Source organism: Pseudomonas sp. LA5 (assembly GCF_028640825.1).
GTDB classification, from domain to species: Bacteria; Pseudomonadota; Gammaproteobacteria; order Pseudomonadales; family Pseudomonadaceae; genus Chryseomonas; species Chryseomonas aestiva.
Map to the genome: position 1 here is coordinate 166198 of NZ_JAQYZY010000049.1, position 25021 is coordinate 191218.

The 25021-nt window shown below is 67.1% G+C and carries 21 protein-coding genes; 4 read left to right on the forward strand and 17 right to left on the reverse strand.

The annotated features are described in order from the left end of the window. Nucleotides 1-38: 38 nt before the first annotated feature. The 3 genes from PVZ72_RS17575 to PVZ72_RS17585 are packed head-to-tail and all read right to left on the reverse strand — an operon-like array spanning nt 39 to nt 2545. Complete coding sequence (locus PVZ72_RS17575) at nt 39-821, reverse strand: MetQ/NlpA family ABC transporter substrate-binding protein (protein WP_371913873.1); 783 nt, start codon at nt 819-821, stop codon at nt 39-41. Nucleotides 822-872: 51 nt separating this feature from the next. Continuing rightward, on the reverse strand, nt 873-1538 hold the full coding sequence (locus tag PVZ72_RS17580; protein ID WP_017639302.1) for a methionine ABC transporter permease: 666 nt from the start codon (nt 1536-1538) through the stop codon (nt 873-875). Beyond that, the gene (locus tag PVZ72_RS17585; protein ID WP_133860376.1) at nt 1538-2545 is read right to left on the reverse strand and encodes a methionine ABC transporter ATP-binding protein; all 1008 of its coding nucleotides are present in this window, start codon (nt 2543-2545) and stop codon (nt 1538-1540) included. Before PVZ72_RS17585 ends, PVZ72_RS17580 begins: the two co-directional genes overlap by 1 nt. Nucleotides 2546-2830: 285 nt before the next feature. Between PVZ72_RS17585 and katE the strand changes: the two genes are divergently transcribed. Then, nucleotides 2831-4960, forward strand: a complete 2130-nt coding sequence (gene katE / locus PVZ72_RS17590) for a catalase HPII (protein ID WP_133860375.1) — start codon at nt 2831-2833, stop codon at nt 4958-4960. A 201-nt stretch (nt 4961-5161) separates the two neighbouring features. Here the strand turns inward: katE and PVZ72_RS17595 are convergent, their stop codons facing one another. From PVZ72_RS17595 to glcD, 8 genes are all read right to left on the reverse strand, one after another. Then, nucleotides 5162-5542: a RidA family protein gene (locus tag PVZ72_RS17595; RefSeq protein WP_007161463.1), complete on the reverse strand. Its 381-nt coding sequence runs from the start codon at nt 5540-5542 to the stop codon at nt 5162-5164. 201 nt (nt 5543-5743) lie between these two features. Continuing rightward, nucleotides 5744-7903, reverse strand: a complete 2160-nt coding sequence (spoT, locus tag PVZ72_RS17600) for a bifunctional GTP diphosphokinase/guanosine-3',5'-bis pyrophosphate 3'-pyrophosphohydrolase (protein WP_187980850.1) — start codon at nt 7901-7903, stop codon at nt 5744-5746. A gap of 3 nt (nt 7904-7906) precedes the next feature. Beyond that, nucleotides 7907-8179, reverse strand: a complete 273-nt coding sequence (rpoZ, locus tag PVZ72_RS17605) for a DNA-directed RNA polymerase subunit omega (RefSeq protein WP_007161465.1) — start codon at nt 8177-8179, stop codon at nt 7907-7909. A gap of 154 nt (nt 8180-8333) precedes the next feature. Beyond that, nucleotides 8334-10508 carry a malate synthase G gene (locus tag PVZ72_RS17610; protein WP_187980848.1) on the reverse strand — a complete coding sequence of 725 codons (2175 nt, stop codon included), beginning with the start codon at nt 10506-10508 and terminating at the stop codon, nt 8334-8336. A gap of 37 nt (nt 10509-10545) precedes the next feature. Further along, the gene (locus PVZ72_RS17615) at nt 10546-10950 is read right to left on the reverse strand and encodes a heme-binding protein (RefSeq protein ID WP_133860372.1); all 405 of its coding nucleotides are present in this window, start codon (nt 10948-10950) and stop codon (nt 10546-10548) included. Continuing rightward, nucleotides 10947-12197, reverse strand: a complete 1251-nt coding sequence (gene glcF, locus PVZ72_RS17620; RefSeq protein ID WP_187980847.1) for a glycolate oxidase subunit GlcF — start codon at nt 12195-12197, stop codon at nt 10947-10949. The genes PVZ72_RS17615 and glcF overlap by 4 nt, the downstream gene beginning before the upstream one ends. A gap of 12 nt (nt 12198-12209) precedes the next feature. Next, entirely contained in the window at nt 12210-13256 is a 1047-nt protein-coding gene (gene glcE, locus PVZ72_RS17625) for a glycolate oxidase subunit GlcE (RefSeq protein ID WP_273862595.1), read from the reverse strand. Further along, the gene (gene glcD, locus PVZ72_RS17630) at nt 13256-14755 is read right to left on the reverse strand and encodes a glycolate oxidase subunit GlcD (protein WP_133860601.1); all 1500 of its coding nucleotides are present in this window, start codon (nt 14753-14755) and stop codon (nt 13256-13258) included. The genes glcE and glcD overlap by 1 nt, the downstream gene beginning before the upstream one ends. A gap of 208 nt (nt 14756-14963) precedes the next feature. Between glcD and glcC the strand changes: the two genes are divergently transcribed. Next, a complete protein-coding gene (glcC, locus tag PVZ72_RS17635) occupies nt 14964-15731 on the forward strand; it encodes a transcriptional regulator GlcC (RefSeq protein WP_183631932.1) in 768 nt (255 codons plus the stop codon). Between the two features lie 146 nt (nt 15732-15877). Further along, on the forward strand, nt 15878-17242 hold the full coding sequence (locus PVZ72_RS17640; protein ID WP_133860368.1) for a hemolysin family protein: 1365 nt from the start codon (nt 15878-15880) through the stop codon (nt 17240-17242). 12 nt (nt 17243-17254) lie between these two features. Here the strand turns inward: PVZ72_RS17640 and PVZ72_RS17645 are convergent, their stop codons facing one another. Continuing rightward, nucleotides 17255-19156, reverse strand: coding sequence for a sensor domain-containing diguanylate cyclase (locus PVZ72_RS17645; RefSeq protein ID WP_187980845.1), 1902 nt, complete (start codon nt 19154-19156; stop codon nt 17255-17257). Nucleotides 19157-19344: 188 nt separating this feature from the next. Continuing rightward, nucleotides 19345-20232 carry a M23 family metallopeptidase gene (locus PVZ72_RS17650; RefSeq protein WP_187980844.1) on the reverse strand — a complete coding sequence of 296 codons (888 nt, stop codon included), beginning with the start codon at nt 20230-20232 and terminating at the stop codon, nt 19345-19347. A gap of 348 nt (nt 20233-20580) precedes the next feature. Here PVZ72_RS17650 and PVZ72_RS17655 point away from each other — a divergent pair, with 348 nt between their 5' ends. Beyond that, nucleotides 20581-21381, forward strand: coding sequence for a helix-turn-helix transcriptional regulator (locus tag PVZ72_RS17655; protein WP_133860365.1), 801 nt, complete (start codon nt 20581-20583; stop codon nt 21379-21381). A 9-nt stretch (nt 21382-21390) separates the two neighbouring features. Here PVZ72_RS17655 and PVZ72_RS17660 read toward each other — a convergent pair whose 3' ends face one another. From PVZ72_RS17660 to pstB, 4 genes are all read right to left on the reverse strand, one after another. Beyond that, nucleotides 21391-22290, reverse strand: coding sequence for a peptidoglycan DD-metalloendopeptidase family protein (locus PVZ72_RS17660; protein ID WP_273862596.1), 900 nt, complete (start codon nt 22288-22290; stop codon nt 21391-21393). Between the two features lie 77 nt (nt 22291-22367). After that, nucleotides 22368-23288, reverse strand: coding sequence for a response regulator (locus tag PVZ72_RS17665; RefSeq protein WP_133860363.1), 921 nt, complete (start codon nt 23286-23288; stop codon nt 22368-22370). A gap of 72 nt (nt 23289-23360) precedes the next feature. Further along, on the reverse strand, nt 23361-24086 hold the full coding sequence (phoU, locus tag PVZ72_RS17670; RefSeq protein ID WP_007161478.1) for a phosphate signaling complex protein PhoU: 726 nt from the start codon (nt 24084-24086) through the stop codon (nt 23361-23363). A gap of 58 nt (nt 24087-24144) precedes the next feature. Then, on the reverse strand, nt 24145-24972 hold the full coding sequence (gene pstB / locus PVZ72_RS17675) for a phosphate ABC transporter ATP-binding protein PstB (protein WP_133860362.1): 828 nt from the start codon (nt 24970-24972) through the stop codon (nt 24145-24147). Between the last annotated feature and the right edge of the window lie 49 nt (nt 24973-25021).

The following is a 25021-nucleotide window of genomic DNA, read 5'->3' on the forward strand; positions in this document are numbered from 1 at the left end:
GGCGCCTCTGCGGGCGTCGACGGCGGTGGAGCTGAGGCTCAGAAGGCGGGAACGACGGCGCCCTGGTACTTCTTCTCGATGAATTGCTTCACCTCGGGGGTGGTCAGGGCCTTGGCCAGCTTCTGGATGGCCGGGTCATTGGCCTTGTCGGCGCGGGTATAGAGCAGGTTGGCGTAGGGCGACTCGCCGCTCTCGATGAAGAGGGCGTCCTTGGTCGGCACCAGCTTGGCTTCCAGGGCGTAGTTGGCGTTGATTAGCGCCAGGTCGACCTGGTTCAGCACCCGGGGCAGGGTCGCGGCTTCCAGTTCCTTGAACTTGAGGTGCTTGGGATTCTCGACGACATCACGCGGGGTGGCGGTGACGTTGCTCGGATCCTTCAGGGTGATCAGGCCCTGCTTGGCGATCAGCAGCAGCGCGCGACCGGAGTTGCTCGGATCGTTGGGGATGGCCACGGTGGCGCCGTCCTTGAGTTCCTTGATGTCCTTGATCTTCTGCGAGTAGGCACCGAAGGGCTCGACGTGCACCGCCACCACCGGCACCTGGTCGCTGCTCGGGTTGCTCTTCTGGTAGCTGGCGTAATAGGGCTTGGTCTGGAAGTAGTTGGCATCCACCTGCTTCTGATCGGTCTGGCGATCGGGCTGGATGTAGTCGGTGAAGACCTTGATCTTGAGGTCCACGCCTTCCTTGGCCAGCTGCGGCTTGATGAATTCCAGGATCTCCGCATGGGGAACCGGATTGACCGCGACGGTCAGGGTCTCGGCGGCCTGGGCGGCGGTGGCGACACCCAGGCCGAAGGCCAGGGACAGCAGGGTACGTTTCAGCGACATCGGGGATTTTCCTTGTGCAAAACCTTCGAGTGGATGAGGCCTGAATCAACGACGACTGAAATGGGCGACGAGGCGATCGCCGACCATCTGCAGTACCTGGACCAGCACCAGCAGCAAGAGCACCGTGACCACCATGACGTCGGTCTGGAAGCGCTGGTAGCCGAAACGGATGGCCAGATCGCCGAGGCCGCCGCCGCCGATCACCCCGGCCATGGCGGTGTAGGACACCAGAGCGATGGCGGTGACGGTGGTGGCCGCGATCAGCCCGGGCAGGGCCTCGGGCAACAGGGTGCGGGTGACGATCTGCCAGAGACTGGCGCCCATGGCCTGGGTCGCCTCGATGATGCCGCGGTCGACCTCGCGCAGGGCGGTCTCCACCAGCCGGGCAAAGAAGGGCGCGGCGCCCACCACCAGCGGCGGAATGGCGCCCTCGACGCCCAGGGATGTACCGATCAGCCAGACCGTGATGGGGATCATCAGGATCAGCAGGATGATGAAGGGCACCGAGCGCAGCACGTTGACCACGAAGGAGAGGATGCCGTAGACCAGCGGCTGCTCCAGCAGCTGGCGGCGGCTGGTAAGGAACAGCAGCACGCCCAGCGGCAGGCCGAGGATCAGGGTGAAGAGCATGGACCAGCCAAGCATGGCCAGGGTGTCCTGGGTCGCCTGCCAGATCTCGGCCCAGTCGATGTTGCTGAAGAGTTCGTCCATCAGCGCAGGACCTCCACGGTGACGTCGGCGGCCTGGAAGCGAGCCAGGGCGGCGTCCAGGTCACCGCCCACCAGGGCGATGGTGAGCTGGCCATAGGGCTCGTCCCGGATGCGGTCGATGCGCCCGCCGAGAATGCTGTAGTCGACACCGGTCTCCCGGGCTACATGGCCCAGCAGCGGTGCATAGGTGGCTTCGCCGCGGAAGGTCAGTCGCAGGATGCGGCCTTCGACATGGGCATAGGCGTCGGCCAGTTCGGTCTCGTCCTGATGCTCGGCCTCGAACACGAAGCGGCGGGTGGTGGGGTGCTGCGGGTGCAGGAAGACATCGGCGACGGTGCCCTGCTCCACCACGGCGCCGCCATCGAGCACGGCGACGCGATCGCAGACGCGGCGGATCACGTCCATCTCGTGGGTGATCAGCACGATGGTCAGACCCAGCTCGCGATTGAGTTCGGCAAGCAGTTGCAGCACCTGGGCGGTGGTCTGGGGATCGAGGGCGCTGGTGGCCTCGTCGCAGAGCAGGATCTTCGGCTCGGTGGCCAGGGCGCGGGCGATGCCGACGCGCTGCTTCTGACCGCCGGAGAGTTGCGCCGGGTACTTGCGCGCCTGGTCGGACAGGCCGACCCGCGCCAGCAGTTCCTCGACGCGCTGGGTGATCTGCGCCCGCGAGCGGCCGCCGGCCAGTTCCAGCGGCAGGGCCACGTTGGCCGCCACGGTCTTGGACGAAAGCAGGTTGAAGTGCTGGAAGATCATGCCGATGCGGCGGCGGAAATCGCGCAGCTCGGTCGAGCCCAGGGTGGTGACCTCGGCGCCATCGACCTGGAGGCGACCGCCACTGGGAGCTTCGAGGCGGTTGATCAGGCGCAGCAGGGTGCTCTTGCCGGCACCCGAATGGCCGATCAGGCCGAAGATCTCGCCGGCTTCGATCCTCAGGTCGACCGGCTGGAGCGCCGCGACCTCGCGACCGCGCGTGCGGTACGTCTTGTGGACAGCGTGGAATTCGATCAATGGAAAAACCTTGTGGGTATCGTCAGACAACAGGATGGTGATCCAGCCGCGCAGTTTAACGTGCGCGCTTATATCTGCTTAGCACTTGTTGTCGGGTATTACGCCAATAAAGGCATATGGCCAGCCAAGACCCTGGCCGAGCGCCAGGCGAACAGCCCGTCGCCTCGTCTCAGCCAAGCGGAACACCGGCTCTGGACCGCGAGTCACTAGAAGACTGCCTGAATTCGCCCCACATTCCGTAGGGGACGCAAAGAGCGCCCTCCAGGCGCCTGATGAGGACTTTCCATGGCTACGCCCCCCAAGAGTGAACTCGCCGGCACCGACACCCAGGATCGCCAGAACACCTCGAAGAAGATCGAGCAACTGGAGCAATTCCGTTCCGATGCCACCGGCCAGGCACTGCGTACCAATCACGGCGTGAAGATCGCCGACAACCAGAATTCGCTGCGCGCCGGCACCCGCGGACCTTCCCTGCTCGAAGACTTCATCATGCGGGAGAAGATCACCCACTTCGACCACGAGCGAATCCCGGAACGCATCGTCCATGCCCGTGGCACCGGTGCCTATGGCTACTTTCAGCCCTACCAGGACTGGTCCGACCTGACCAAGGCCGCCCTCTTCCGCGACCCCAACCACCAGACCCCGGTGTTCGTGCGCTTCTCCACCGTGCAGGGCCCGCGTGGCTCCGGTGACACCGTGCGCGACGTGCGCGGCTTCGCCATCAAGTTCTACACCGAGGAAGGCAACTGGGACATGGTCGGCAACAACATGCCGGTCTTCTTCATCCAGGACGCCATCAAGTTTCCCGACTTCGTCCATGCGGTGAAGCCCGAGCCGCACAACGAGATTCCCACCGGCGGCAGCGCCCACGACACCTTCTGGGACTTCGTCTCCCTGGTGCCGGAGTCGGCGCACATGGTGCTCTGGACCATGACCGACCGGGCCATCCCGGTGAACCTGCGCAGCATGCAGGGCTTCGGCATCCACACCTTCCGCATGATCAACACCGCGGGCAAGGGCGTCTTCGTCAAGATCCACCTGAAACCCGCCGGTGGCGTGCGCTCCCTGGTGTGGGACGAAGCCCAGAAACTGGCCGGCAAGGACACCGATGCCCACCGCCGCGACCTCTGGGAAGCCATCGAGGCCGGTGACTATCCCGAGTGGGAATTCGGCGTGCAGATCATCCCCGAGGAAGACGAGCACAAGTTCGACTGGGACATCCTCGACGCCACCAAGATCATTCCCGAGGAGCTGGTACCCATCACGCCCCTGGGCAAGCTGGTGCTCAACCGCAACCCGGATAACTACTTCGCCGAGACCGAGCAGGTCGCCTTCTGCCCCGGCCACGTCGTGCCCGGCATCGATTTCAGCAACGACCCCCTGCTACAGGGTCGCCTGTTCTCCTACACCGACACCCAGATCAGCCGCCTCGGCGGACCGAACTTCCACGAGCTGCCGGTCAATCGCCCGGTGGTGCCGAACCATAACGGCCAGCGCGACGCCAAGTACCGCATGACCATCGACAAGGGTCGTGCCTCCTACGAGCCCAACTCCATCGATGGCGGCTGGCCCAAGGAGACGCCGCCGGCGCCCCAGGATGGCGGTTTCGAGAGCTATTACGAGCGTATCGACGGCCACAAGGTGCGCGAGCGCAGCGAGACCTTCGGCGACCACTTCTCCCAGGCCACGCTGTTCTACAACAGCCTGTCGGAAGCCGAACAGTCGCACGTCGCCGATGCCTACAGCTTCGAGTTGGGCAAGGTCGAGCGGATGTGGATCCGCGAACGGCAGGTCAACGAGATCCTCGCCAACATCGATCTGGAACTGGCACAGAAGGTCGCCAAGAAGATCGGCGTGACTCCGCCCACCGCACCCACCGTACAGCCGCGCAAGGTGTCCATAGACAAGTCGCCAGCGCTGAGCCAGCTCAACCTGCTGTCCGGCAACATCAAGGGCTTCAAGGTGGCGGTACTGGTGGGTGACGGCGTCATCGCCAGCGAAGTGGCGGCCATCAAGCAGGCGCTCAAGGCCGAAGGTGCCCACGTGAAGGTGCTCGGCCCCACCGCCGGTCCGGTCAAGGCGGCCGACGGCAGCGAAGTGGCCGTGGACGGCTCGGCCGAGGGCATGCCTTCGGTAGCGCTGGATGCGGTCTATGTGCCGGGCGGCGCCGAGAGCGTCAAGGCCATGCTCGACGACGGCGTGATCAAGCACTACCTGCTGGAAGCCTACAAACACCTCAAGGCCATCGCCCTCACCGGCGAAGCCGAACAGCTGCTCAAGGCGGTCTATCTGAGCCCCGACGAGGCGCTGCTCACCGGCGGCGACTTCAAGGCGGTGCAGCAGGACTTCTTCGCCGCCATCGCCAAGCACCGTTGCTGGGCGCGGATGCCGAAGATCAAGTCCATCCCGGCCTGATCACTCGGGCATAAAAAAGCCGACCGTCGCGAGACGGTCGGCTTTTTTCTTTTGGGCTATCGCGGCCCTCAGATGGGGCCACGATGATTCCGTAGGTTGGGCTGAGACGGCTCCATCGTCGAAGCCCAACAGGCCGAGCCATCAGCGCGCTTATTGCTTGGCTTCGCTGCGCTCAGCCCAACCTACGGGTCCTGTGCGGGATCAACCCAGCACCAGCACCCCGTCCATTTCCACCTGGGAGCCCTTGGGCAGGGCCGCCACGCCAATGGCGGCGCGCGCCGGATACGGCTGCTGGAAGTAGCGGCCCATGATTTCGTTGACGGTGGCGAAATGCGCAAGGTCGATCAGGAAGATGTTCAGCTTGACGATGTCGGCCAGGGAACCACCGGCGGCTTCGGCGACGGACTTGAGATTCTCGAACACCTGGACCACCTGGGCTTCGAAGCCGTCCACCAGCTCCATGCTGGTCGGGTTGAGCGGGATCTGCCCGGAGAGATAGACGGTGTCACCGACCTTGATCGCCTGGGAATAGGTGCCAATGGCGGCGGGCGCCTTGTCGGTGTGGATCACTTGCTTGCTCATGGGTCGCTCCTGTGCGGGAAAGGACCGATTCTGCAAGCCGGTGGCGACCCGCTGCAACCTCAGAACCTGTTCACAATCGTGCGAGCTAGAGGCAAACAAGGCGAAAATGCTGAGGAAGCGGAGTTTACGAGGGGTAAATGAGCATTCCGAAGGCATTTTCAACGCCGTTTGGCCGACGCGCAGCAGATCGTGAGCAGGTTCTCAGCTGCGAACCCGAGTGATACCGGCCACGCCCTTGAGCGTGCGCAGCTTCTTGATCACCCGCGCCAGGTGCACGCGATCGCGCACGCTGACCACCAGCTGGACCACGCTGACCCGGCCGTCGCGCTCGTTCATGCCGATCTTCTCGACGTTGGCGTCCACCGCAGTGACGTTGTTGGCCAGCACGGCGATCAGGCCGCGCTGGTGCTCCAGCTGGACACGCAACTCGACGCTGAATTCGCCGGTGACGTCCTTGGCCCAGTTGAGCACGATGCATTTTTCGCTGTTGTGCCGGAATTCGGCGATGTTCCGACAGTTTTCCAGGTGGATCACCATGCCCTTGCCGGCCGACAGGTGGCCGACGATGGGATCGCCCGGAATCGGCGTGCAGCACTTGGCGTAGCTGATCACCAGGCCTTCGGAGCCGCGGATGGCCAGCGGACCCTGCGGCGTGGTGCCGGGCTGCGGCTCCAGCGGCTCTTCCTGCTCGCTGCCGGACACCAGGCGCCGCGCCACCACGTAGGCCATGCGATTGCCCAGGCCGATCTCTTCGAGCAGGTCTTCCAGCACCACGCCCTTGTACTCGCCCAGTACCGAGAGGATGCGCATCGGCGAGATCTTCGACAGCTGGGTGCCAAAGCCCGACAGCGCCTTGTTCAGCAGGCGCTCGCCAAGGCTGATGGACTCGGAACGCCGCTGCTGCTTGAGCGCGTGGCGGATGTTGGTGCGCGCCTTGCCGGTGACCACGAAGTTGAGCCAGGCCGGATTGGGCCGGGCACCGGGCGCGGTGACGATCTCCACCGTCTCGCCGCTGCCCAGCGGCTGCGACAGCGGCGCCAGGCGGCGATTGATGCGGCAGGCGATGCAGCTGTTGCCCACGTCGGTGTGCACCGCATAGGCGAAGTCCACGGCCGTGGAGCCCTTGGGCAGCTCCATGATGCGACCCTTGGGGGTGAAGACGTAGACCTCGTCGGGGAAGAGGTCGATCTTCACGTTCTCGATGAACTCCAGGGAGTTGCCCGCGCGTTGCTGCAACTCGAGGATGCCCTTCACCCACTGGCGCGCGCGCAGGTGGCTGGCGCGCGGCTCGTCGCCGCCGGCCTTGTACAGGCCATGGGCGGCGATGCCGTTGTTGGCCATCTCTTCCATCTCGCGGGTGCGGATCTGGATCTCGATGGGCACGCCGTGCATGCCGAACAGGGTGGTGTGCAGGGACTGGTAGCCGTTCGCCTTGGGGATGGCGATGTAGTCCTTGAAGCGCCCCGGGAACGGCTTGTAGAGGTTGTGGACCGCACCGAGTACCCGGTAGCAGGTGTCGACCTTGTCGACGATGATGCGGAAGCCGTAGACGTCCATGATCTCGTTGAACGACTTACGCTTGCCGCGCATCTTCTGGTAGATGCTGTGCAGGTGCTTTTCGCGGCCGACCACCTCGCCGTCCAGGCCGTCGCGGGCCAGGCAGTTGGCCAGGGATTCCTGGATCTTGCCGAGGATCTCGCGGCGATTGCCCCGCGCGGTCTTGACCGCCCGCTGGATGCGTTCGGCGCGCATCGGGTGCATGGCGCGGAAGCCCAGGTCCTCGAATTCCACGTAGAAATCGTGCATGCCCAGCCGGTTGGCGATGGGCGCGTAGATTTCCAGGGTTTCCTTGGCGATGCGCCGACTCTTGTCCGGCGGCATGGCGTCCAGGGTGCGCATGTTGTGCAGCCGGTCGGCCAGCTTGACCAGGATGACGCGGATGTCCTTGGACATCGCCATGGTCATCTTCTGGAAGTTCTCCGCCTGGGCCTCGGCCTTGGTCTCGAACTTCATCTGGGTCAGCTTGCTGACCCCGTCCACCAGCTCCGCCACCGTTTCGCCGAACTGGGCGACCAGGGCTTCCTTGGCGATACCAGTGTCCTCGATCACGTCGTGCAGCATGGCCGCCATCAGGCTCTGATGGTCCATGTGCATGTCGGCGAGGATGTTGGCGACGGCCAGCGGATGGGTGACATAGGGCTCGCCGCTGCGGCGGCGCTGCCCATCGTGAGCCTGCTCGGCGTAGTAGTAGGCCCGCCTGACCAGATTGACCTGGTCGGGGGTCAGGTAGTCCGCCAGACGCTCGGCCAGCAAGTCGATGCCGGTCGGGCGGGCGTCACCATACGCAGGCTCGGCGGCCATGGCTTAGAGGGCCTCGCCGTCCGCTTCTTCGTTGACTTCGAAAGCGGCAAACAGCGGCTCTTCTTCGACGATGTCGTCCAGACGGATGACTTCCTCGTCGACCAGGCCTTCGGCGATTTCGCGCAGGGCGACAACGGTGGGCTTGTCGTTGTCCCACGGTACCTTGGGCTCCTTGCCGCCGGTGGCCAGCTGGCGCGAGCGCTTGGTGGCGAGCATGACCAGCTCGAATCGGTTGTCTACGTTGTCCAGGCAGTCTTCGACAGTAACGCGGGCCATGGTCTTCCTCGTGGCGATGATGATCCCGGGAACGGGGGACCCGATAGTATAAAAATTCGCCAGTGGCAAGGGAAGAGGCGGTGGTCGGAGGACCGCCGGCACCGCTCCGTGCAGAAGCGGCTCCCGCCCGCGCCGGACGGGAGCCCTGGCCGGATCAGGCGCCCGCCTTCTTCTTCAACCGCCAGGCGTGCAGCAGCGGCTCGGTGTAGCCGCTGGGCTGCTCGCGGCCCTTGAAGATGAGGTCGCGGGCGGCGCGGTAGGCGTAGGAGCTGTCGAAGTGGCCGGCCATGGGTTCGTAGAGCGCATCGCCGGCGTTCTGGCCATCGACCACGCTGGCCATGCGCTGCAGGGTCTCGTCCACCTGTGCGGCCGTGACCACGCCGTGGTGCAGCCAGTTGGCGATGTGCTGGCTGGAGATGCGCAGGGTGGCGCGGTCTTCCATCAGGCCGACGTCATGGATGTCGGGCACCTTGGAGCAGCCCACGCCCTGGTCGACCCAGCGCACCACGTAGCCGAGGATGCCCTGGCAGTTGTTGTCCAGTTCCTGCTGGATGGCTTCGGCGGACCAGTCCGGCGACTCGGCCACCGGCACGCTGAGCAGCCCGGCGAGCAACTCGCCACGGGCGGCGTCGACGTCGCTGCGTTCCAGCTCCTGCTGCACCTGCTGGACGTTGACCTGATGGTAATGCAGCGCGTGCAGCACGGCGGCGGTGGGCGACGGTACCCAGGCGGTGTTGGCGCCGGCCTTGGGATGACCGATCTTCTGTTCCAGCATGGCGGCCATCAGATCGGGCATGGCCCACATGCCCTTACCGATCTGCGCCTTGCCGCGCAGGCCGCAGGCCAGGCCGACCAGCACGTTGTTGCGCTCGTAGGCGGTGATCCACTTCGAGGTCTTCATGTCGCCCTTGCGCAGCATGGGCCCGGCCAGCATGGCGGTGTGCATCTCGTCACCGGTCCGGTCGAGGAAGCCGGTGTTGATGAAAGCCACCCGCGCCGCGGCGGCGGCAATGCAGGCCTTGAGGTTGACGCTGGTGCGGCGCTCCTCGTCCATGATGCCCAGCTTGACGGTGTTGGCCGGCAGCCCCAGCAGGGCCTCGACGCGGTCGAACAGCTGCACGGCGAAGGCCACCTCGGCCGGGCCGTGCATCTTCGGTTTGACGATGTACACCGAGCCGCTGCGGGAGTTGCCCTGGCGCTTGAGGTCGTGCATGGCGATGGTCACGGTGACCAGGGCGTCGAGGATGCCTTCGGGGATCTCGCGACCGTCCTCCAGCAGCACCGCCGGATTGGTCATCAGGTGGCCGACGTTGCGGATGAACAGCAGCGAGCGCCCGTGCAGGCTCAGCGGCTGGCCGTCGGCGCCCTGGTACTCGCGATCGGGGTTGAGGCGCCGGGTAAAGGTCTCGCCACCCTTGCTGACCTCTTCGGCCAGGTCGCCCTTCATCAGGCCCAGCCAGTTGCGATAGGCCAAGACCTTGTCGGCGGCGTCCACCGCGGCGATGGAGTCTTCCAGGTCCATGATGGTGCTGACCGCGGCTTCCATGAGCAGGTCCTTGACCCCGGCGGCGTCGGTCTTGCCGATGGTGCTGGCGCGGTCGATCTGGATCTCCAGGTGCAGGCCGTTGTGGCGCAAGAGCACCGCGGACGGCGCGGCGGCATCGCCCTGGTAGCCGACGAAGGCGGCCGGATCGGCCAGTTCGCTGGTGCCGCTCCTGAGGTCCACCACCAGGCGACCGTCCTGGATGCGGTAGGCGGTGGCGTCCCGGTGCGAGCCACTGGCCAGGGGCGCCACGCCGTCCAGCACCTGGCGGGCGAAGGCCACCACCTTGGCACCGCGGGTGGGGTTGTAGCCCTTGCCGCGTTCGGCGCCCTCGCTCTCGGGCAGGGCGTCGGTGCCATAGAGGGCATCGTACAGCGAACCCCAGCGCGCGTTGGCGGCGTTCAGGGCGTAGCGGGCGTTGAGCACCGGCACCACCAGCTGCGGACCGGCCTGCTCGGCGATCTCGCGGTCGACGCCGGCCGTCGAGGCCTGCACCTGGCCGGGGACCGGTTGCAGATAGCCGATGCCTTCGAGGAAGGCCTGGTAGGCGGGCAGATCGGTGACCGGACCGGGATGGGTGCTGTGCCAGGTGTCCAGCTCCACCTGCAGGCGATCACGCTCGGCCAGCAGTTCGCGATTGCGCGGCGCCAACTCGTGCACCAGGGTGTCCACGCCCGACCAGAAGGCGGCGGTGTCGAGCCCGGTGCCGGGCAGCACTTCCTCGTTGATGAAACGCTGCAGTTCGGTGGCCACCTGCAGGCGGCCCAGGGTAGTGCGGTCGGTCATGATGGCTTTCCTTGATAACGAAACTGTCGAGAGAGGGTTAACCCAGTGCCGCGATGGCGGCCTTGGCGACCTGCGCATCTTCCGGCGCCTTGACGCCGGAGACGCCAACCGCGCCCACCACCTGGCCGTCCACCAGGATGGGTACCCCGCCTTCGAGCATGCCCTGCATCAGCGGAGCGCTGAGAAAGGCGGTGCGGCCGTTGTTGATCATCTCTTCCAGCACCTTGGACTCCTTGCGCGCCAGGGCAGCGCTGCGGGCCTTTTCCGGAGCGATGTAGGCGCTGTTCGGCGCGGCGCCGTCGAGGCGCAACAGCGCCAGCGGATGGCCGCCGTCATCGGCCACGGCGATGCACACGGCCCAGCCCTGGCGTTCGGCTTCGGCGCGACCGGCGGCCAGCAGGGTGTTGATCTCGGCAAGGGTGAGCACGGCTTTGGTGTTCATGGGGCCTCCAGGGTTAAGGGTTGGGTCGGAGCGGCCAGGGCCGCGTCGAGGATTTCGATCCAGTGGCGTACCGGGGTGCGCCCGGCGCCGTCGAGATGGCTCTGGCAACCGATGTTGGCGGTGGCGATCACCTCGGGGTGACCACTCTCCAGGGCATCGAGCTTGGCGTCGCGCAGCCGCCGCGACAAGTCCGGCTGGGTCAGCGAATAGGTGCCGGCCGAACCGCAGCAGAGGTGACCGTCCGGCACCGGCGCCAACGGAAAGCCGAGGCGCTGCAGGACGTCTTCCACGGCGCCACCGAGGCGCTGGGCGTGCTGCAGGGTGCAGGGGCAATGGAAGGCCAGCCGCGGGGTGTCCTGCAGCTGCAGCTCTTCCAGCGGCAGCTCGCGCAGCACCTCCACCAGGTCGCGGGTGCGCGCCGAGACTTCCCGCGCCTTGGCGGCATAGGCCGGGTCGTCCTTCAACAGGCTGGCGTATTCCTTGACGAAGGCGCCGCAGCCGCTGGCGGTCTGGATGATGGCTTCGGCGCCGCCCTGCAGCGCCGGCCACCAGGCATCGATATTGCGCCGGGCGCGATCGAGGCCGGCTTCCTGGGCATTGAGGTGATAGTCCACCGCGCCACAGCACCCGGCGCGGGGCGCGGCGTCCAGGCTGATGCCGAAGCGATCCAGCACCCGCGCGGTGGCGGCATTGGTATTGGGCGACAGCCCAGGCTGCACGCAGCCTTCGAGGATCAGCATGCGCCGGGCATGGCGCGGTGCCGGACGCATGCCCGGGGCGGCGATGCGCGCCGGCAGCTTGGCCTGGACGCCGGCCGGCAGCAGCGGCTTCAGCGCCTGGCCGCCTTTCAGCAGGGCGCCGAACAGCCAGGGCTGCGGCAGCACCTGGCGCAGCCCGGCGCGTAGCAGGCGTTGGCCCAGCGGCCGCGGCACCCGGCGCTCCACCTCGGCGCGGCCGATGTCGAGCAATTCGTGGTAGGAGACGCCCGAGGGACAGGTGGTCTCGCAATTGCGGCAGGTCAAGCAGCGGTCGAGGTGCTCGCGGGTCTTCTCGCTGACCTCGCCGCCTTCGAGCATGCCCTTGATCAGATAGATGCGCCCACGCGGCCCGTCCAGCTCGTCGCCGAGCAACTGGTAGGTCGGGCAGGTGGCGTTGCAGAAGCCGCAGTGCACGCAGCTGCGCAGCACCCGCTCGGCATCGGCGGCGCGGGGCAGTTCACGGGCGGCGGGACTCAGATTGGTTTGCATGACGTCTTTCCCCTACAGCCCGGCGTACAGCCGACCCGGATTGAAGATCCCCTGGGGGTCCAAGCGCGCCTTGAGGCGGCGGTGATAGTCGAGCAGCGCGGCGGGCAGCGGGTGCTGGGCCTCGCGCTCGGCGTCCGGCGTGTAGCACAGCGCATGGCCACCGGCACGCTCGGCGATCTCGCGCAGGACCGTGGCCGGGGCATCGCTCTTGAGCCAGTACTGGGCACCGCCCCAGTCCAGCAAGAGGCTGCCGGGCAGCTCCAGCAGCGGGGTATTGACCGGTACCGACAGCCGCCACAGCGGCCTGGGGTCGTCGAAGAAGGCCAGCCGCTGTTCGTTGAGCTCGTCCCAGAAGGCTTCGCCCAGGGCTTCACCGCCCAGGCGATCGACGGCCGAGCGCACCGAGCCCTCGCCGCCCTCCAGGCGCAGCTGCAGCCGCTGCCCGTCATGACAGGCCGCCGAGATCGGCAGGGCTTCGCGGCCCCAGACGGCGAGGCGCTGCAGGGCGCGCGCGGCGTCCAGTTCCAGGCTCAGACTCTGGCTGCAACGCGGCCTGGGCAGCACCTTGAAGGACACCTCGGTGATCACCCCCAGGCAACCCTGGCTACCGGCCAGCAGGCGAGAGACGTCGTAGCCGGCGACATTCTTCATCACCTCGCCACCGAATCTCAGGTGCTCGCCGGTGCCGGTGATCAAGCGGGTGCCCAGGACGAAATCCCTCAGGCTGCCGGCCCAGGGCCGGCGCGGACCGGAGAGGCCGCAGGCCAGGGTACCGCCGACCGTGGCGCCCTCCCCCAGCCGTGGCGGCTCGCAGGGCAGCATCTGCCCCCGCTCGGCCAGGGCGGCATCGAGTTCGGCCAGCGGCGTGCCGGTACGGACCGTGGCCACCAGTTCGGTGGGGTCGTAGTGCACCAGGCCGCGGTGGCCGCTGACGTCCAGCGGCTCGCCCTCGACCGCACGCCCCAGGTGGGCCTTGGTGTCGCCGCCATGGATGCGCAGCGGCTGGCGACGGACCAGGGCCTCGCGGACCTGGTCGAGGAGCAGTTCCAGGCTGTCCATCAGAAGCGCTCCAGTTCGGGGTGGGGCAGCTGGCCACGATGCACGTGCAGGCCACCGAATTCGGCGCAGCGGTGCAGGGTCGGCACGTTCTTGCCGGGATTGAGCAGCCCGGGGGCATCGAAGGCGGCCTTCACCGCGTGGAAGAAGAGCAGTTCGCCGGACTGGAACTGGGTGCACATGGCATTGATCTTTTCCCGACCCACGCCATGTTCGCCGGTGATGGTGCCGCCCACCGCCACGCAGAGGTCGAGGATGCGACCACCCAGGGCCTCGGCCTGCTCCAGCTCGCCGGGCCTATTGGCATCGAAGAGAATCAGCGGATGCAGGTTGCCGTCGCCGGCATGGAAGACATTTCCCACCGCCAGGCCGTATTCCGCGGACAGCGCCTCGATGCCGCGCAGTACCTCGGGCAGGGCGCGGCGTGGAATGGTGCCGTCCATGCAGTAGTAGTCGGGCGACAGCCGCCCCACCGCGGGAAAGGCATTCTTGCGCCCGGCCCAGAATTTCTGCCGCTCGGCCTCGTCGCGGGCCAGGCGGATCTCGGTGGCGCCGGCGGCGGCCAGCAGGCTGCTGACGCGCTCGATGTCGGCGGCCACGTCGGCTTCCACCCCGTCCAGCTCGCAGAGCAGGATGGCCGCGGCGTCCACCGGGTAGCCGGCGTGGATGAAGTCCTCGGCGGCTCTCAGGGTCAGGTTGTCCATCATCTCCAGCCCACCGGGGATGATGCCGGCAGCGATGATGTCGGCCACCGCCGCTCCGGCGCGTTCGATGTCGGCGAAGCTGGCCATCACCACCCGGGCACAGGGCGGCTTGGGCAGGAGCTTGACGGTCACCTCCACCACGACGCCGAGCAGGCCCTCGGAGCCGGTGAACAGCGCCAGCAGGTCGAAGCCGGGACTGTCCAGGGCGGCGCTGCCCAGGGTCAGGCGCTCGCCCTCCAGGGTAACGATCTCCACCGCCAGCACGTTGTGCACGGTCAGGCCGTATTTCAGGCAGTGCACGCCGCCGGCGTTCTCGGCCACGTTGCCACCGATGGAACAGGCGATCTGCGACGAGGGATCGGGGGCGTAGTAGAGGTCGTGGGGCGCCGCGGCCTGGGAGATGGCCAGGTTGCGCACCCCGGGCTGGACCCGGGCACGGCGGCCATCGGGGTCCACGTCGAGGATGCGATTGAAGCGCGCCATCACCAGCAGCACGCCCTGCTCCAGTGGCAGGGCGCCACCGGAGAGACCGGTGCCGGCACCGCGTGCCACCAGGGGCACGTTCAGCTCATGGCAGAGGCGCAGGGTCGCCTGCACCTGCTCCACCGTTTCCGGCAGCACCACCAGCAGCGGCGTGGTGCGATAGGCCGCCAGGCCATCGCATTCGTAGGGCTTGAGGTCTTCCCTGTCGTGCAGCAGGCAGTGCTCGGGCAGTTCGACACGCAACCGCTGCAGCAGTTGCGCCTTGTCCGGGCGGGGCAAGGCGCCGTCGAGACGTTCGTCGTAGACCAGGCTCATCGGGTAACCACCCTTGTTGTTGTTCTGGCTGGAGAGGCTTTGTTGTACCCCGACTGCGACCAGGGCGTCCATGACCCAACACACTGGTCATACCAGTTTTTACGCCCTCTTCGACCAAAGGATTAGCAGGTTTCAGCCTGCTTGACGGCAAATCCGGCTGATGGCTCACTAGGATGGAACCTCGTGGTCATACCAGCAGGAAATCCTTATGTCCGCACCCGTCGCCCGCCTTCCCGTCGCCGAGAACGTCAGCCAGCAGATCGAACGGCTGGTGGTGGACGGGGTGCTCAAGGTCGGCCAGCCGCTGCCCTCCGAGCGCCGCCTGTGCGACAAGCTCGGCGTCTCCCGCACCGCCCTGCGCGAGGGCCTGGGGCTGCTGCGCGCCCGTGGCATCATCGAGACCCGCCACGGCCAGGGCAGCTTCGTCGCCCGCCTGGCGGCGCCGGCGGCGGAGAATCCGTTGCTGCACCTGTTCAGCAGCCAGCCGCGCACCCTCTATGACCTGCTGGAAGTCCGCGCCCTGCTGGAAGGCGAAGCCGCGCGCCTGGCCGCGCTGCGCGCCACCACCGCCGACCTGGTGCTCATCGGCCGCCGCTACGACGAGCTGTGCGCCGCCTGCCAGGATCCGGCCAGCCTGCCGGCGGAAACCCACGCCCGCCTCGACCACGCCTTCCACCTGGCGATCAGCGAGGCCTCGCACAACCCGGTGCTGGTGCACACCCTGCAATCGCTCAACGAGCTGCTGCTGGGCTCGGTGTTCGCCTGCATCGCCAATCTCTATCATCGGCCACCGCAGCGCCGCGAAATCGACGCCCAGCATGCCCGCCTCTATGCCGCCGTGAGCCAGCGCCTGCCCGACGAAGCCCATGCCGCCGCCCGCGAGCACATCCACAGTGTCAGGGACAGCCTGCGCGAGATCGAGCAGGAAGAGCAGCGCCTGGTGCGGGCCACCATGCGTCTGGAAGGCTGGACCTAGCGAAAAAGGCCCGCCGGCAAACATCGGCGCCAGAGCCACTGTCCGTCAGCCCAGGGTGCGCCCCGTCCCTCCAGCGGGCGCAACATCTTGCAACTGCCCTGCCCCGCCCCCATGCTTAGCCGACCTTTCTGCAGCTCTCGGCCCTAATGGACCCTTCCACCAGTCTCGCCTCGACGTTGTTCGCCGATCTCGGCCTCGTGTTCTTCGCCTTCTTCCTCGTGCTGCTCAACGGCTTCTTCGTCGCCGCCGAGTTCGCCATGGTCAAGCTGCGCGCCACCCGCGTGGAAGCCATCGCCAAGAAGCATGGCTGGCGCGGGCGCATCCTCAAGAAGGTGCACAACCAGCTCGACGCCTACCTCTCCGCCTGCCAGCTCGGCATCACCCTGGCCTCCCTGGGCCTGGGCTGGGTCGGCGAGCCGGCCTTCGCCGAATTGCTCGAACCCCTGCTCGGCGCCGTCGGCGTCAGCAGTCCCGAGGTGATCCACGGCATCGCCTTCTTCTCGGCGTTCTTCATCATCTCCTACCTGCACATCGTGGTCGGCGAGCTGGCGCCCAAGTCCTGGGCGATCCGCAAGCCCGACCTGCTCTCGCTGTGGACGGCGGTGCCGCTGTACCTGTTCTACTGGCTGATGTACCCGGCCATCTGGCTGCTCAACGCCAGCGCCAACGGCATCCTGCGCATCGCCGGCCAGGGCGAGCCGGGCGCGCACCACGAGCACCACTACAGCCGCGACGAACTCAAGCTGATCCTGCACTCCAACCGCGCCACCGACCCGGACGCCCGGGTGCTGGCCTCGGCGGTGGAGCTGGGCGAGCTGGAGGTGGTGGACTGGGCCAATTCCCGCGAAGACCTCATCTACCTAGACAGCAAGGCCAGCCTGGACGAGATCCTCACCCAGATCCGCCGCTCCAAGTACAGCCGCTACCCGGTCTATGACGAAGACAGCCAGACCTTTACCGGGGTGCTGCACATCAAGGACCTGCTCCTGGCCATCGCCGGCCTGGACAGTGAAGCCGCCTCCTTCGACCTCGACGACCTGGTGCATCCGCTGGAGCGGGTGACCAAGCACATGCCGCTGTCCGACCTGCTGGAGCAGTTCCGCCGCGGCGGCGCGCACTTCGTGCTGGTGGAGGAAGCCGACCACAAGGTCATCGGCTTCCTGACCATGGAAGACGTGCTCGAGGTCCTGGTGGGCGACATCCAGGACGAACACCGCAAGACCGAGCGCGGCGTGGTCGCCTACCAGCCGGGCAAGCTGCTGGTGCGTGGCGACACCCCGCTGTTCAAGGTCGAGCGGCTGCTGGGCATCGACCTGGATCACGTCGAGGCCGAGACCCTGGCCGGGCTGATCTACGACAGCCTGAAGCGCGTTCCGGAAGAGGAGACGGTGCTGGAGGCCGAAGGGCTGCGCATCATCGTCAAGAAGATGAAGGGTCCCAAGATCGTCCTGGCCAAGGTCATCAAGCTGGACCCCAAGGACGTCCGCCGGCGCCCGCCGGAAGAGCGCTGAGGGCGCGCGGCCTCAGCCGCGTCCGCTGCCCAGCGCCGGCAGGCCATCGCTCAGGCAGACACGATTGCGCCCGCCGCGCTTGGCCGCATAGAGCGCCCGATCGGCGTCTTCCAGGAGCCCCAGGCCGTGTTCGAGATTGCTCGGCACGGTCACCGCGACCCCGATGCTGATCGACGGCCGCAGGCGTCCGTGCTCGGTCTGCAATTCCAGCGCCGCCACGTCCTTGCGGATGCGCTCCGCCAGCGTCCGGGCCGCGACCTGGTCGCTCCCGGGCAGGGTGATGACGAACTCCTCGCCGCCATAGCGCGCCGCCACCTCCCCCGCCCGCTGGACGTGCTGGCGCAACACCTCGGCCACACACCTCAGGCATTCGTCGCCCAGGGTGTGGCCATGGGTGTCGTTGACCGCCTTGAAGTGATCGATGTCCACCAGCAGCACCGCCAGTGGCAGTTCGGCACGGATGGCGCGGCGGATCTCCTGCTGGAAGAGGCGCTCGAAATGCCGGCGGTTGCCGAGTCCGGTCAGGGGATCGGTCTGGCTCTGGTGCAGCAATTCGCGATTCAGTCGTTCCAGGGAAGCCTTGGCCTGCTGCAACTCCACGGTGCGCAGCGCCACCCGCAACTCCAGTTCGACAAAGGAGGCCTCGCGCTCCCGGGCCAGCGCGGTGGAGGCTTCCAGGGCCTGCCGTTGGGCCTCGATTCGCGCCCGCCGCTGCAGACTCAGGCCCTCGGTGAGCCCCAGCGACAGCATCACGAAGCCCAGGGCGAAACCGGCCATCTGCCCATGGAAGGCCGGACTGTCGGCGGCCAGCCAGCCGGCCACAGCCAGCAGCTGGATGGCGCTGCCCAGCAACAGCAGGGCCCAGGCGGCACTGAACCACAGCGCCATGCGGCTGCCGCGCAGCGCCAGGTAGGTGGTGGTGCCCAGCAGGCCCAGGCAACTCAGCGCCATCATGCCGAGCATTTCCTGGAAGCTCAGCAGGTCCGGCCAGATCAGCGTGACGACCAGCGCCACATTCCAGTAGCCGATCAGCAGACGATTGCCGAAATCGATCCAGCGACCGCCGTGATAGAGACTGAGCAGATAGCGCACGAACACCCCGCCACTCAGAAAGCACAGGGCGGCGAAGGCCAGGTGCGCGCGCAGGGCGAAGGCCGGGCTCTCCGGCCAGAGTTGCCAGGCGCCATAGCCGCTGGTGACCGCCTGATAGCCGATGACGCTGAGCAGATAGAGGGCGTACCAGCCAAAGCCCGAGCGGCGGCCGAAACCCCACAGCGTGAGGGTCAGCAGCAGGATGGTGATCAGGCAGCCAAAGAAGCTGCCGACCAGCCAGGCATCCTGCTGGGCCTCGCGCAGATAGGTGGCCGGGGTGACCAGGCGCAGCGGCAGGACGAAGGTCTCCCGCGAATCCAGCCGCAGGTAGACCTCCTCCACGGCGCCCGCGGTCGGCGCCAGGGCGAACATCAGCTGGCGCCCGGGCAGCGCCCGTTGCGTCGCCGGCAGCGCCAGACCGCTGCGCTGCAGCGGACTCCAGCGACCATCGGCAGCGCGGGTGCGCAGGTCCAGGCGATCCAGCACCGGCCAGGTCGGAATCAGCCACCAGGCCTGGTCGTCGCGGCCCTGGATGGCGAAGCGCAGCCAGAGACCCTGGCGACCGTCATGGAGCAGCATTTCCAGCTCATCCGGCGCATGCCAGCCGTCCTCGCCACCGCTTGGGCGCGCGGCGGCCTCGGCAAAGGTCAGACTGGCGGGCGCCTTGAGAATCTCCAGTGCCGGGCGGGGATCGTAGCTGCGCGCCGGATCGTCGAGCCGCAGCACCTGCGCCTGGCCGTCGAGGGCGATCAGTAGCAGGACCAGCAGGTGCAAAGCCCGATTGCGCCCACCGGCGCACAGGGCGGCCAGGAATCCTTTCATGGGGCGGCATCCGTAGCCTGAAGGAAGGAAAGGCCGCGGTAGAGCCCGCGCCCTGGAGGAAATAGCGTGGTGATAGCATAACGCCACCAGGCCTGTTTCTGCCAAGGGATTTCTACCGGCGACAGGGTGCCTGGGCCCTGGATGGGCCCGGTGGCGTCAGCCGGTCTGGAACGCCCTTAAGCGCGGACTCAGCGGTCGCCCAGCGCCATGTTGGGCAGGGCCGCCAGCGGTCGCACGAAACGGAAGGGAATGGAGACCATTTCACCGCCAGTGTGGGCCTGGACGACGAAATGCAGATGGGGACCAGTGCTGCGACCGGTGTTGCCCGACTCCGCCAGGGGCGTGCCGATCTCCACCCGCTCGCCGGGTCGCACCTTGACCGAACCGCGGCGCAGGTGCAGGTAGGCGCTCTGGCTGCCGTCCTCGTGGGCGATGCGCACGAAGTTGCCGGAGGGGTTGGGACCATGGCCGAACTGGCCGTTTTCGACGTCGATCACCGTGCCGGCCCGGGCGGCGCTGATCGGCGTGCCCTCGGGCATGGCGATGTCCACGGCATAGCGGCCCTTGGGCGTGTGGTGACTGAAATCGCCGCCCGCGCCCTGGGTCACGTAGTAGACACCCTGGCGCCAGGGCCAGGCGTAACCATAGCCGATGCCGTTGTCGGCAGCACCCGCGACATCCGTCGCCAGCGGCGGCAGGGTGCCGACCGGCAGCTGCGGACTGTAGCTGAAGGCCTGTTCGAAGTGCATGGGAAAGCCCTGCTGGCGCTTGCGGATCACCGCCAGCTGCACCGTGGAGCGCGGCTCGATGACCTGGCGGATCGGGCGCTCGGCACCGGCCACGTTGACGGTGCGCTGCAGGCGCAGCTCGACCCGCACGGGTACGTCGAAATCGTTGCGAACCTCGAAGATGCGGCCTTCACTGGCATTGCGTACCTTGAGCTTGACCTGCCCCTTGCGGGCCGGGCTCTTGGCGGAGGTCTTGGTCAGGGTCGCCTTTTCGGCAGCCGGCGCGGGGGCGGGCATGGCCAGGGCGAGGGTCAGGCAGGAGATCAGGGCGGTCAGGCGTCGGTCCATGGCATAGGGCCACCATGATGGGCAAGGACAGAACCTAACAAAGCCATGCAGACTGGGCGACGGCCAAACCCCGGCTTTGTGAAGCCGCTGGCAAAGCATCGACGCAAATAAAAAAGCGTGGCACTCAAATCCCTGTGCCACGCTGCCACCGATCGGACGGTAGTTCAATACAGGCCTGATGGTTCAGGCAGGTCAGCCAAGCGGCGGGTGTTCTGTGCGACACTCCCGCGAGAGGCAGGTTTGCGGCGTGCAGAGGGGTCACCCCTGGGCGCGCCCGATGCTCCGGCCATAGTGCTGCAGGTTAGGCCCTGGCACCTGGACCCGGCCCAACCGAAACGGACAGCTGTTATGCAGGAACAGACAATCGACCGAGCGCGGAGCGTAGTGGCGGATGCCCCCATCCCGCCTGCCGGTCCCCTGGTGTCCCAGCTCAGCACCTTCGCCCATGGCCAGGTGTGGCCGCCGCATGTGCACGATCAGGCGCACCTGATGTACACGGTCAACGGCGTGCTGGAGGTCACCACCCACGAAGGGGTCTGGTACGTACCGCCCAAGCAGGCGATCTGGATTCCGCCGCGCATCGAGCACCAGGCGCGGGCCAATGGCGAGGCCACCCTGCAGGTGGTGATCATCGAATTGCCGAGCGGCCTGCCCTGTCCCCAGGCGGCCACCCGCATGGTGCTCATCTCGCCGCTGCTGCGCGAATTGCTGCGCTGCCTGAGACGCGGCGGCGCTTCCTACGGCGAGGCCGAGCTGGGCAGCCACGTACGGGCGCTGATGCTGGCGGAGCTGGTGTTTCTCGAAGAGACCGCCCTGCACCTGCCGGCGCTGGCCGACCGGCGCCTGCGGGCCATCCAGACCAGTCTGCACGCCGATCCCGCCGACGACACGGCACTGGCGACTTGGGCGCAGCAGCTGCACCTCTGCTCGCGCAGTCTGGCGCGGCTGTTCCTCAAGGAAACCGGCACCAGCTTTTCCACCTGGCGCCAGCACACCCGGCTGATGCTGGCCCTGCCGCGACTGGCCGCCGGCGAGCCGGTGACCCGGGTGGCCCTGGACCTGGGCTATGCTTCGCCCTCGGCCTTTACCCGGATGTTTCGCCGGGTACTGGGCGTCTCGCCCAGCGAGTACCTCGACGCCCAGGGCTGACCCCGGCGCTCAAGGTCCGCCGACGGCGAAGTTCGGCAGGCTGTCCACCGCCTGGGCGAAGCGGAAGGGGATGGATTCGATCGCTTCGCCGGTGTTGCGCTGGACCACGAAGTGCAGGTGCGGCCCGGTGCTGCGTCCGGTGTTGCCGGAAGACGCCAGCGCCTGGCCCGGGCGCACCCACTGGCCTTCGGCGACCTTGATCGAACCGCGCTGCAGGTGCAGGTAGACACTCATGGTGCCGTCGTCGTGGAGGATGCGCACGAAGTTGCCGGAGGGGTGATTGCCGCGCCCATCCTGGTCGTTCTCCACCTCCACCACCTGACCGGCGCGCGAGACCACGATGGGCGTGCCCTCGGGCATGGCGATGTCCACCGCATAGCGACTCTTGGGCGTGTTGTGGCTGAAACCACCGCCGGCGCCCTGGCTGACGTTGAAGGGTCCGCCCAGCCAGGGCAGCGGATAGGCGAAACCGGAGGCGAAGACCGGGGTGGCACTGCCCATCAGGGTGGTGAGCTGCGGGGTATAGCGTTGCGGACGGCCCGGATCGGGCGCGATCAGGGTCGCCAGGCGCGTCAGGCTGCGCGCCGGCAGGACCTTGCGGATGGGCGCCTCGCCCACCCCGCTGACATTCTGCAGCGCCGAGAGGCGCAGGGTGACGGTCACTGGCAGGAAGCTGTCGTTGCGCACCTCCAGCACCGTACCGCCGGCATAGTGCCGCGGCTGCAGCTTGACCCGCTGGTCGAGCCGCTCGATGGGGTCGTCACTGAAGGTCATAACCTTGGCGCCCTTCTGCGCCTTGTCGGTGTAGGTGACCACGCCGTTGGCATCCACGTACTTGTAGATGGGCGCCGCCAGGGCGGGACCCGAAAGGACGAGCGACAGCAGCAGCAGGCGACAGGCAAGGGGCATGGGCAAGGCGTCAGAAATCCGCGGTGTCGCAGTGCGAAGCAGTCTCCGTGCCAGCCTCTGCATGGCGCCGCCCTGCTCTAGGCGCCCGGCACGTAGTGCCGCTGGGCGGTGCCCTTGGCGATCAGTCGCGACAGGTAGTCGAGCTTGGCCGGGTCACGGTCGATGAAGCGGAAGTTGACCTGCACCCACTCGCTGGCCGGGGTCGCTTCCACCGCGCTGAGGGAATGCAGATAGCCATTGAGGCGCGCCACGTCGCCTCCATCTTCGCCCTGCTCCAGGTCGAGCACGGCGGTTTCCAGGATCTGCGGCAGCGGATCGCCACGGCGGACCACCAGCAGGGCCTCCTTGATGCTGATGGCCTTGATCAGGCAGGCCATGCTGGCGTTGGGCAGGCGCAGCTGGCCCTGGCCGAAATTGGCGGCGGGCTTGCCGCGGGCGGGTGGCGGCGGCGCGCCGCCGGTGAGCAGGGCGGCACTGGAGGTGGCAGCCGGGGCCGCCACCGGGGCGGCGACCGGCTGGACCACGTCGCTGCGGCCGGCGGTCAGGGCGCCGAGGGAGTCATTGGCGAAGCCGGTGGCAGGGCGTGGCTGGGCGCCGGCCTGCAACTCGGCGAGCTTGCCGGTGCGCTGCAGGGCCTTCTTGACCTTGGCCGCCAGCTGTTCGTTGGAGAAGGGTTTGCCCATGTAGTCGGACACCCCGGCCTGGATGGCCTGGACGACGTTTTCCTTGTCGCCGCGGCTGGTGACCATGATGAAGGGCACGCCCTTGTGGTCCGGCTGGGCACGAAACCAGCTCAGCAGTTCCAGACCGGTCATGCCGGGCATTTCCCAGTCGCAGAGGATGAGGTCGAAGCGCTGCTTGCCGAGCAGCGTCTGGGCGCGGCGACCATCGGCCGCCTCGTCCACCACCAGCCCGGGAAACAGGTTGCGCAGGCCCTTCTTGATCAGATCGCGAATGAAGGGCGCATCATCCACCACCAGTACGTTCAACTTGCTCATCGGTCACTCCATGCCAAGTCTTCCAGCATAGCAGGCAGGTCCGGGACGCCACCGGGGGAGTGACCGGGCGGATCATTCGCGCGACCGATTGACCTCTTCGGCCATGCGCTTGAGGCCCATGTGCCGTACGTCGGTGCCCTGCACCAGGTAGATCACCAGTTCGGCGATGTTGCGCGCGTGGTCGCCGACCCGCTCCAGGGAGCGCAGCACCCAGATGATGCTCAGCACCCGCGAGATCGAGCGCGGGTCTTCCATCATATAGGTGGCCAATTCGCGCAGCGCGGACTTGTATTCACGATCGATCAGCTTGTCGTACTGGGCCACCGAGAGCGCCAGTTCGGCGTCGAAGCGAGCGAAGGCGTCCAGCGCCTGATGGACCATCTTGCGCACCTGTTCGCCGATGTGGCGGACTTCGACGTAGCCGCGCGGGGCCTCACCGTCCTCGGTCAGCTCGATGGCGCGGCGGGCGATCTTGGAGGCCTCGTCGCCAATGCGCTCCAGGTCGATCACCGACTTGGAGATGCTGATGATCAGGCGCAGGTCGGAGGCCGCGGGCTGCCGGCGGGCCAGGATGCGCAAGCATTCCTCGTCGATGCCGCGTTCCATGATGTCGATCTGGTCGTCGATGGTGCGCACCTGGCGCGCCAGGCCGGCATCGGCGTCGATCACCGCGCGCACGGCGTCGCTGACCTGCTTTTCCACCAGACCGCCCATGGCCAGCAGGTGGCTGCGGACCTCTTCCAGTTCGACGTTGTATTGCTGGGAGATGTGCTGCGTGTGGCCTTCTTTGTTGATCATGCTGTCAGTCCTGCCTGAGAGGAGCGAGTCGCCGGGTGGGGCACCGGCCTGCCTGGAACTAGCCGTAGCGGCCGGTGATGTAGTCTTCGGTCTGCCGCTTTGCCGGATTGGTGAAGAGGGTGTCGGTATCGCCGTGTTCGACCAGCTGGCCCATGTACATGAAGGCGGTGTAGTCGGACACCCGCGCTGCCTGCTGCATGTTGTGGGTGACGATGACGATGGTGTAGCGCTGTTTCAGTTCGTGGATCAGCTCTTCCACCTTGAGGGTGGAGATGGGGTCCAGCGCCGAGCAGGGTTCGTCGAGCAGCAGCACATCGGGCTGCACGGCGATGGTGCGGGCGATCACCAGGCGCTGCTGCTGGCCGCCGGAGAGCCCCAGGGCCGACTCGTGCAGGCGGTCCTTGACCTCTTCCCACAGCGCCGCGCCATGCAGCGCCCACTCCACCGCCTCGTCGAGCACCCGCTTCTGCTTGATGCCCTGGATGCGCAGGCCGTAGACCACGTTCTCGTAGATGCTCTTGGGAAAGGGATTGGGCTTCTGGAACACCATGCCCACCCGCCGCCGCAACTCGGCGATCTCGGTGCCGCGGGCATAGATGTTCTGGCCGTCGAGCAGGATCTCGCCGTCGATGCGGCAGTCTTCCACCAGGTCGTTCAGGCGATTGAAGCAGCGCAGCAGGGTCGACTTGCCGCAACCGCTGGGGCCGATGAAGGCGGTGACCCGCTGGCGCGGGATCTCCAGGGCGATGTCCTGCAAGACCTGCTTCTTGCCGTAGAACAGATTGAGCCGCGGCACCGACAGGGCCACGCCACCTTCGCTCGCCGCAGGCTGGGCGCTGGCCGCGTAGGCGGCGGCAGTTCTGAAGATGGAGGAATCGGAAGGCATGGGGTCTCCTCGGCCGCGGGCGCTAGTGTGGCGCTTCAGAAGTTCGCAC

Coding starts and splice junctions, on each gene's coding strand:
- PVZ72_RS17580 (WP_017639302.1), bottom strand. CDS start 1,538: ATGGACGAACTCTTCAGCAACATCGACTGGGCCGAGATCTGGCAGGCG.
- katE (WP_133860375.1), top strand. CDS start 2,831: ATGGCTACGCCCCCCAAGAGTGAACTCGCCGGCACCGACACCCAGGAT.
- PVZ72_RS17595 (WP_007161463.1), bottom strand. CDS start 5,542: ATGAGCAAGCAAGTGATCCACACCGACAAGGCGCCCGCCGCCATTGGC.
- spoT (WP_187980850.1), bottom strand. CDS start 7,903: ATGGCCGCCGAGCCTGCGTATGGTGACGCCCGCCCGACCGGCATCGAC.
- rpoZ (WP_007161465.1), bottom strand. CDS start 8,179: ATGGCCCGCGTTACTGTCGAAGACTGCCTGGACAACGTAGACAACCGA.
- PVZ72_RS17610 (WP_187980848.1), bottom strand. CDS start 10,508: ATGACCGACCGCACTACCCTGGGCCGCCTGCAGGTGGCCACCGAACTG.
- PVZ72_RS17615 (WP_133860372.1), bottom strand. CDS start 10,950: ATGAACACCAAAGCCGTGCTCACCCTTGCCGAGATCAACACCCTGCTG.
- glcF (WP_187980847.1), bottom strand. CDS start 12,197: ATGCAAACCAATCTGAGTCCCGCCGCCCGTGAACTGCCCCGCGCCGCC.
- glcE (WP_273862595.1), bottom strand. CDS start 13,256: ATGGACAGCCTGGAACTGCTCCTCGACCAGGTCCGCGAGGCCCTGGTC.
- glcD (WP_133860601.1), bottom strand. CDS start 14,755: ATGAGCCTGGTCTACGACGAACGTCTCGACGGCGCCTTGCCCCGCCCG.
- glcC (WP_183631932.1), top strand. CDS start 14,964: ATGTCCGCACCCGTCGCCCGCCTTCCCGTCGCCGAGAACGTCAGCCAG.
- PVZ72_RS17640 (WP_133860368.1), top strand. CDS start 15,878: ATGGACCCTTCCACCAGTCTCGCCTCGACGTTGTTCGCCGATCTCGGC.
- PVZ72_RS17645 (WP_187980845.1), bottom strand. CDS start 19,156: ATGAAAGGATTCCTGGCCGCCCTGTGCGCCGGTGGGCGCAATCGGGCT.
- PVZ72_RS17650 (WP_187980844.1), bottom strand. CDS start 20,232: ATGGACCGACGCCTGACCGCCCTGATCTCCTGCCTGACCCTCGCCCTG.
- PVZ72_RS17655 (WP_133860365.1), top strand. CDS start 20,581: ATGCAGGAACAGACAATCGACCGAGCGCGGAGCGTAGTGGCGGATGCC.
- PVZ72_RS17660 (WP_273862596.1), bottom strand. CDS start 22,290: ATGCCCCTTGCCTGTCGCCTGCTGCTGCTGTCGCTCGTCCTTTCGGGT.
- PVZ72_RS17665 (WP_133860363.1), bottom strand. CDS start 23,288: ATGAGCAAGTTGAACGTACTGGTGGTGGATGATGCGCCCTTCATTCGC.
- phoU (WP_007161478.1), bottom strand. CDS start 24,086: ATGATCAACAAAGAAGGCCACACGCAGCACATCTCCCAGCAATACAAC.
- pstB (WP_133860362.1), bottom strand. CDS start 24,972: ATGCCTTCCGATTCCTCCATCTTCAGAACTGCCGCCGCCTACGCGGCC.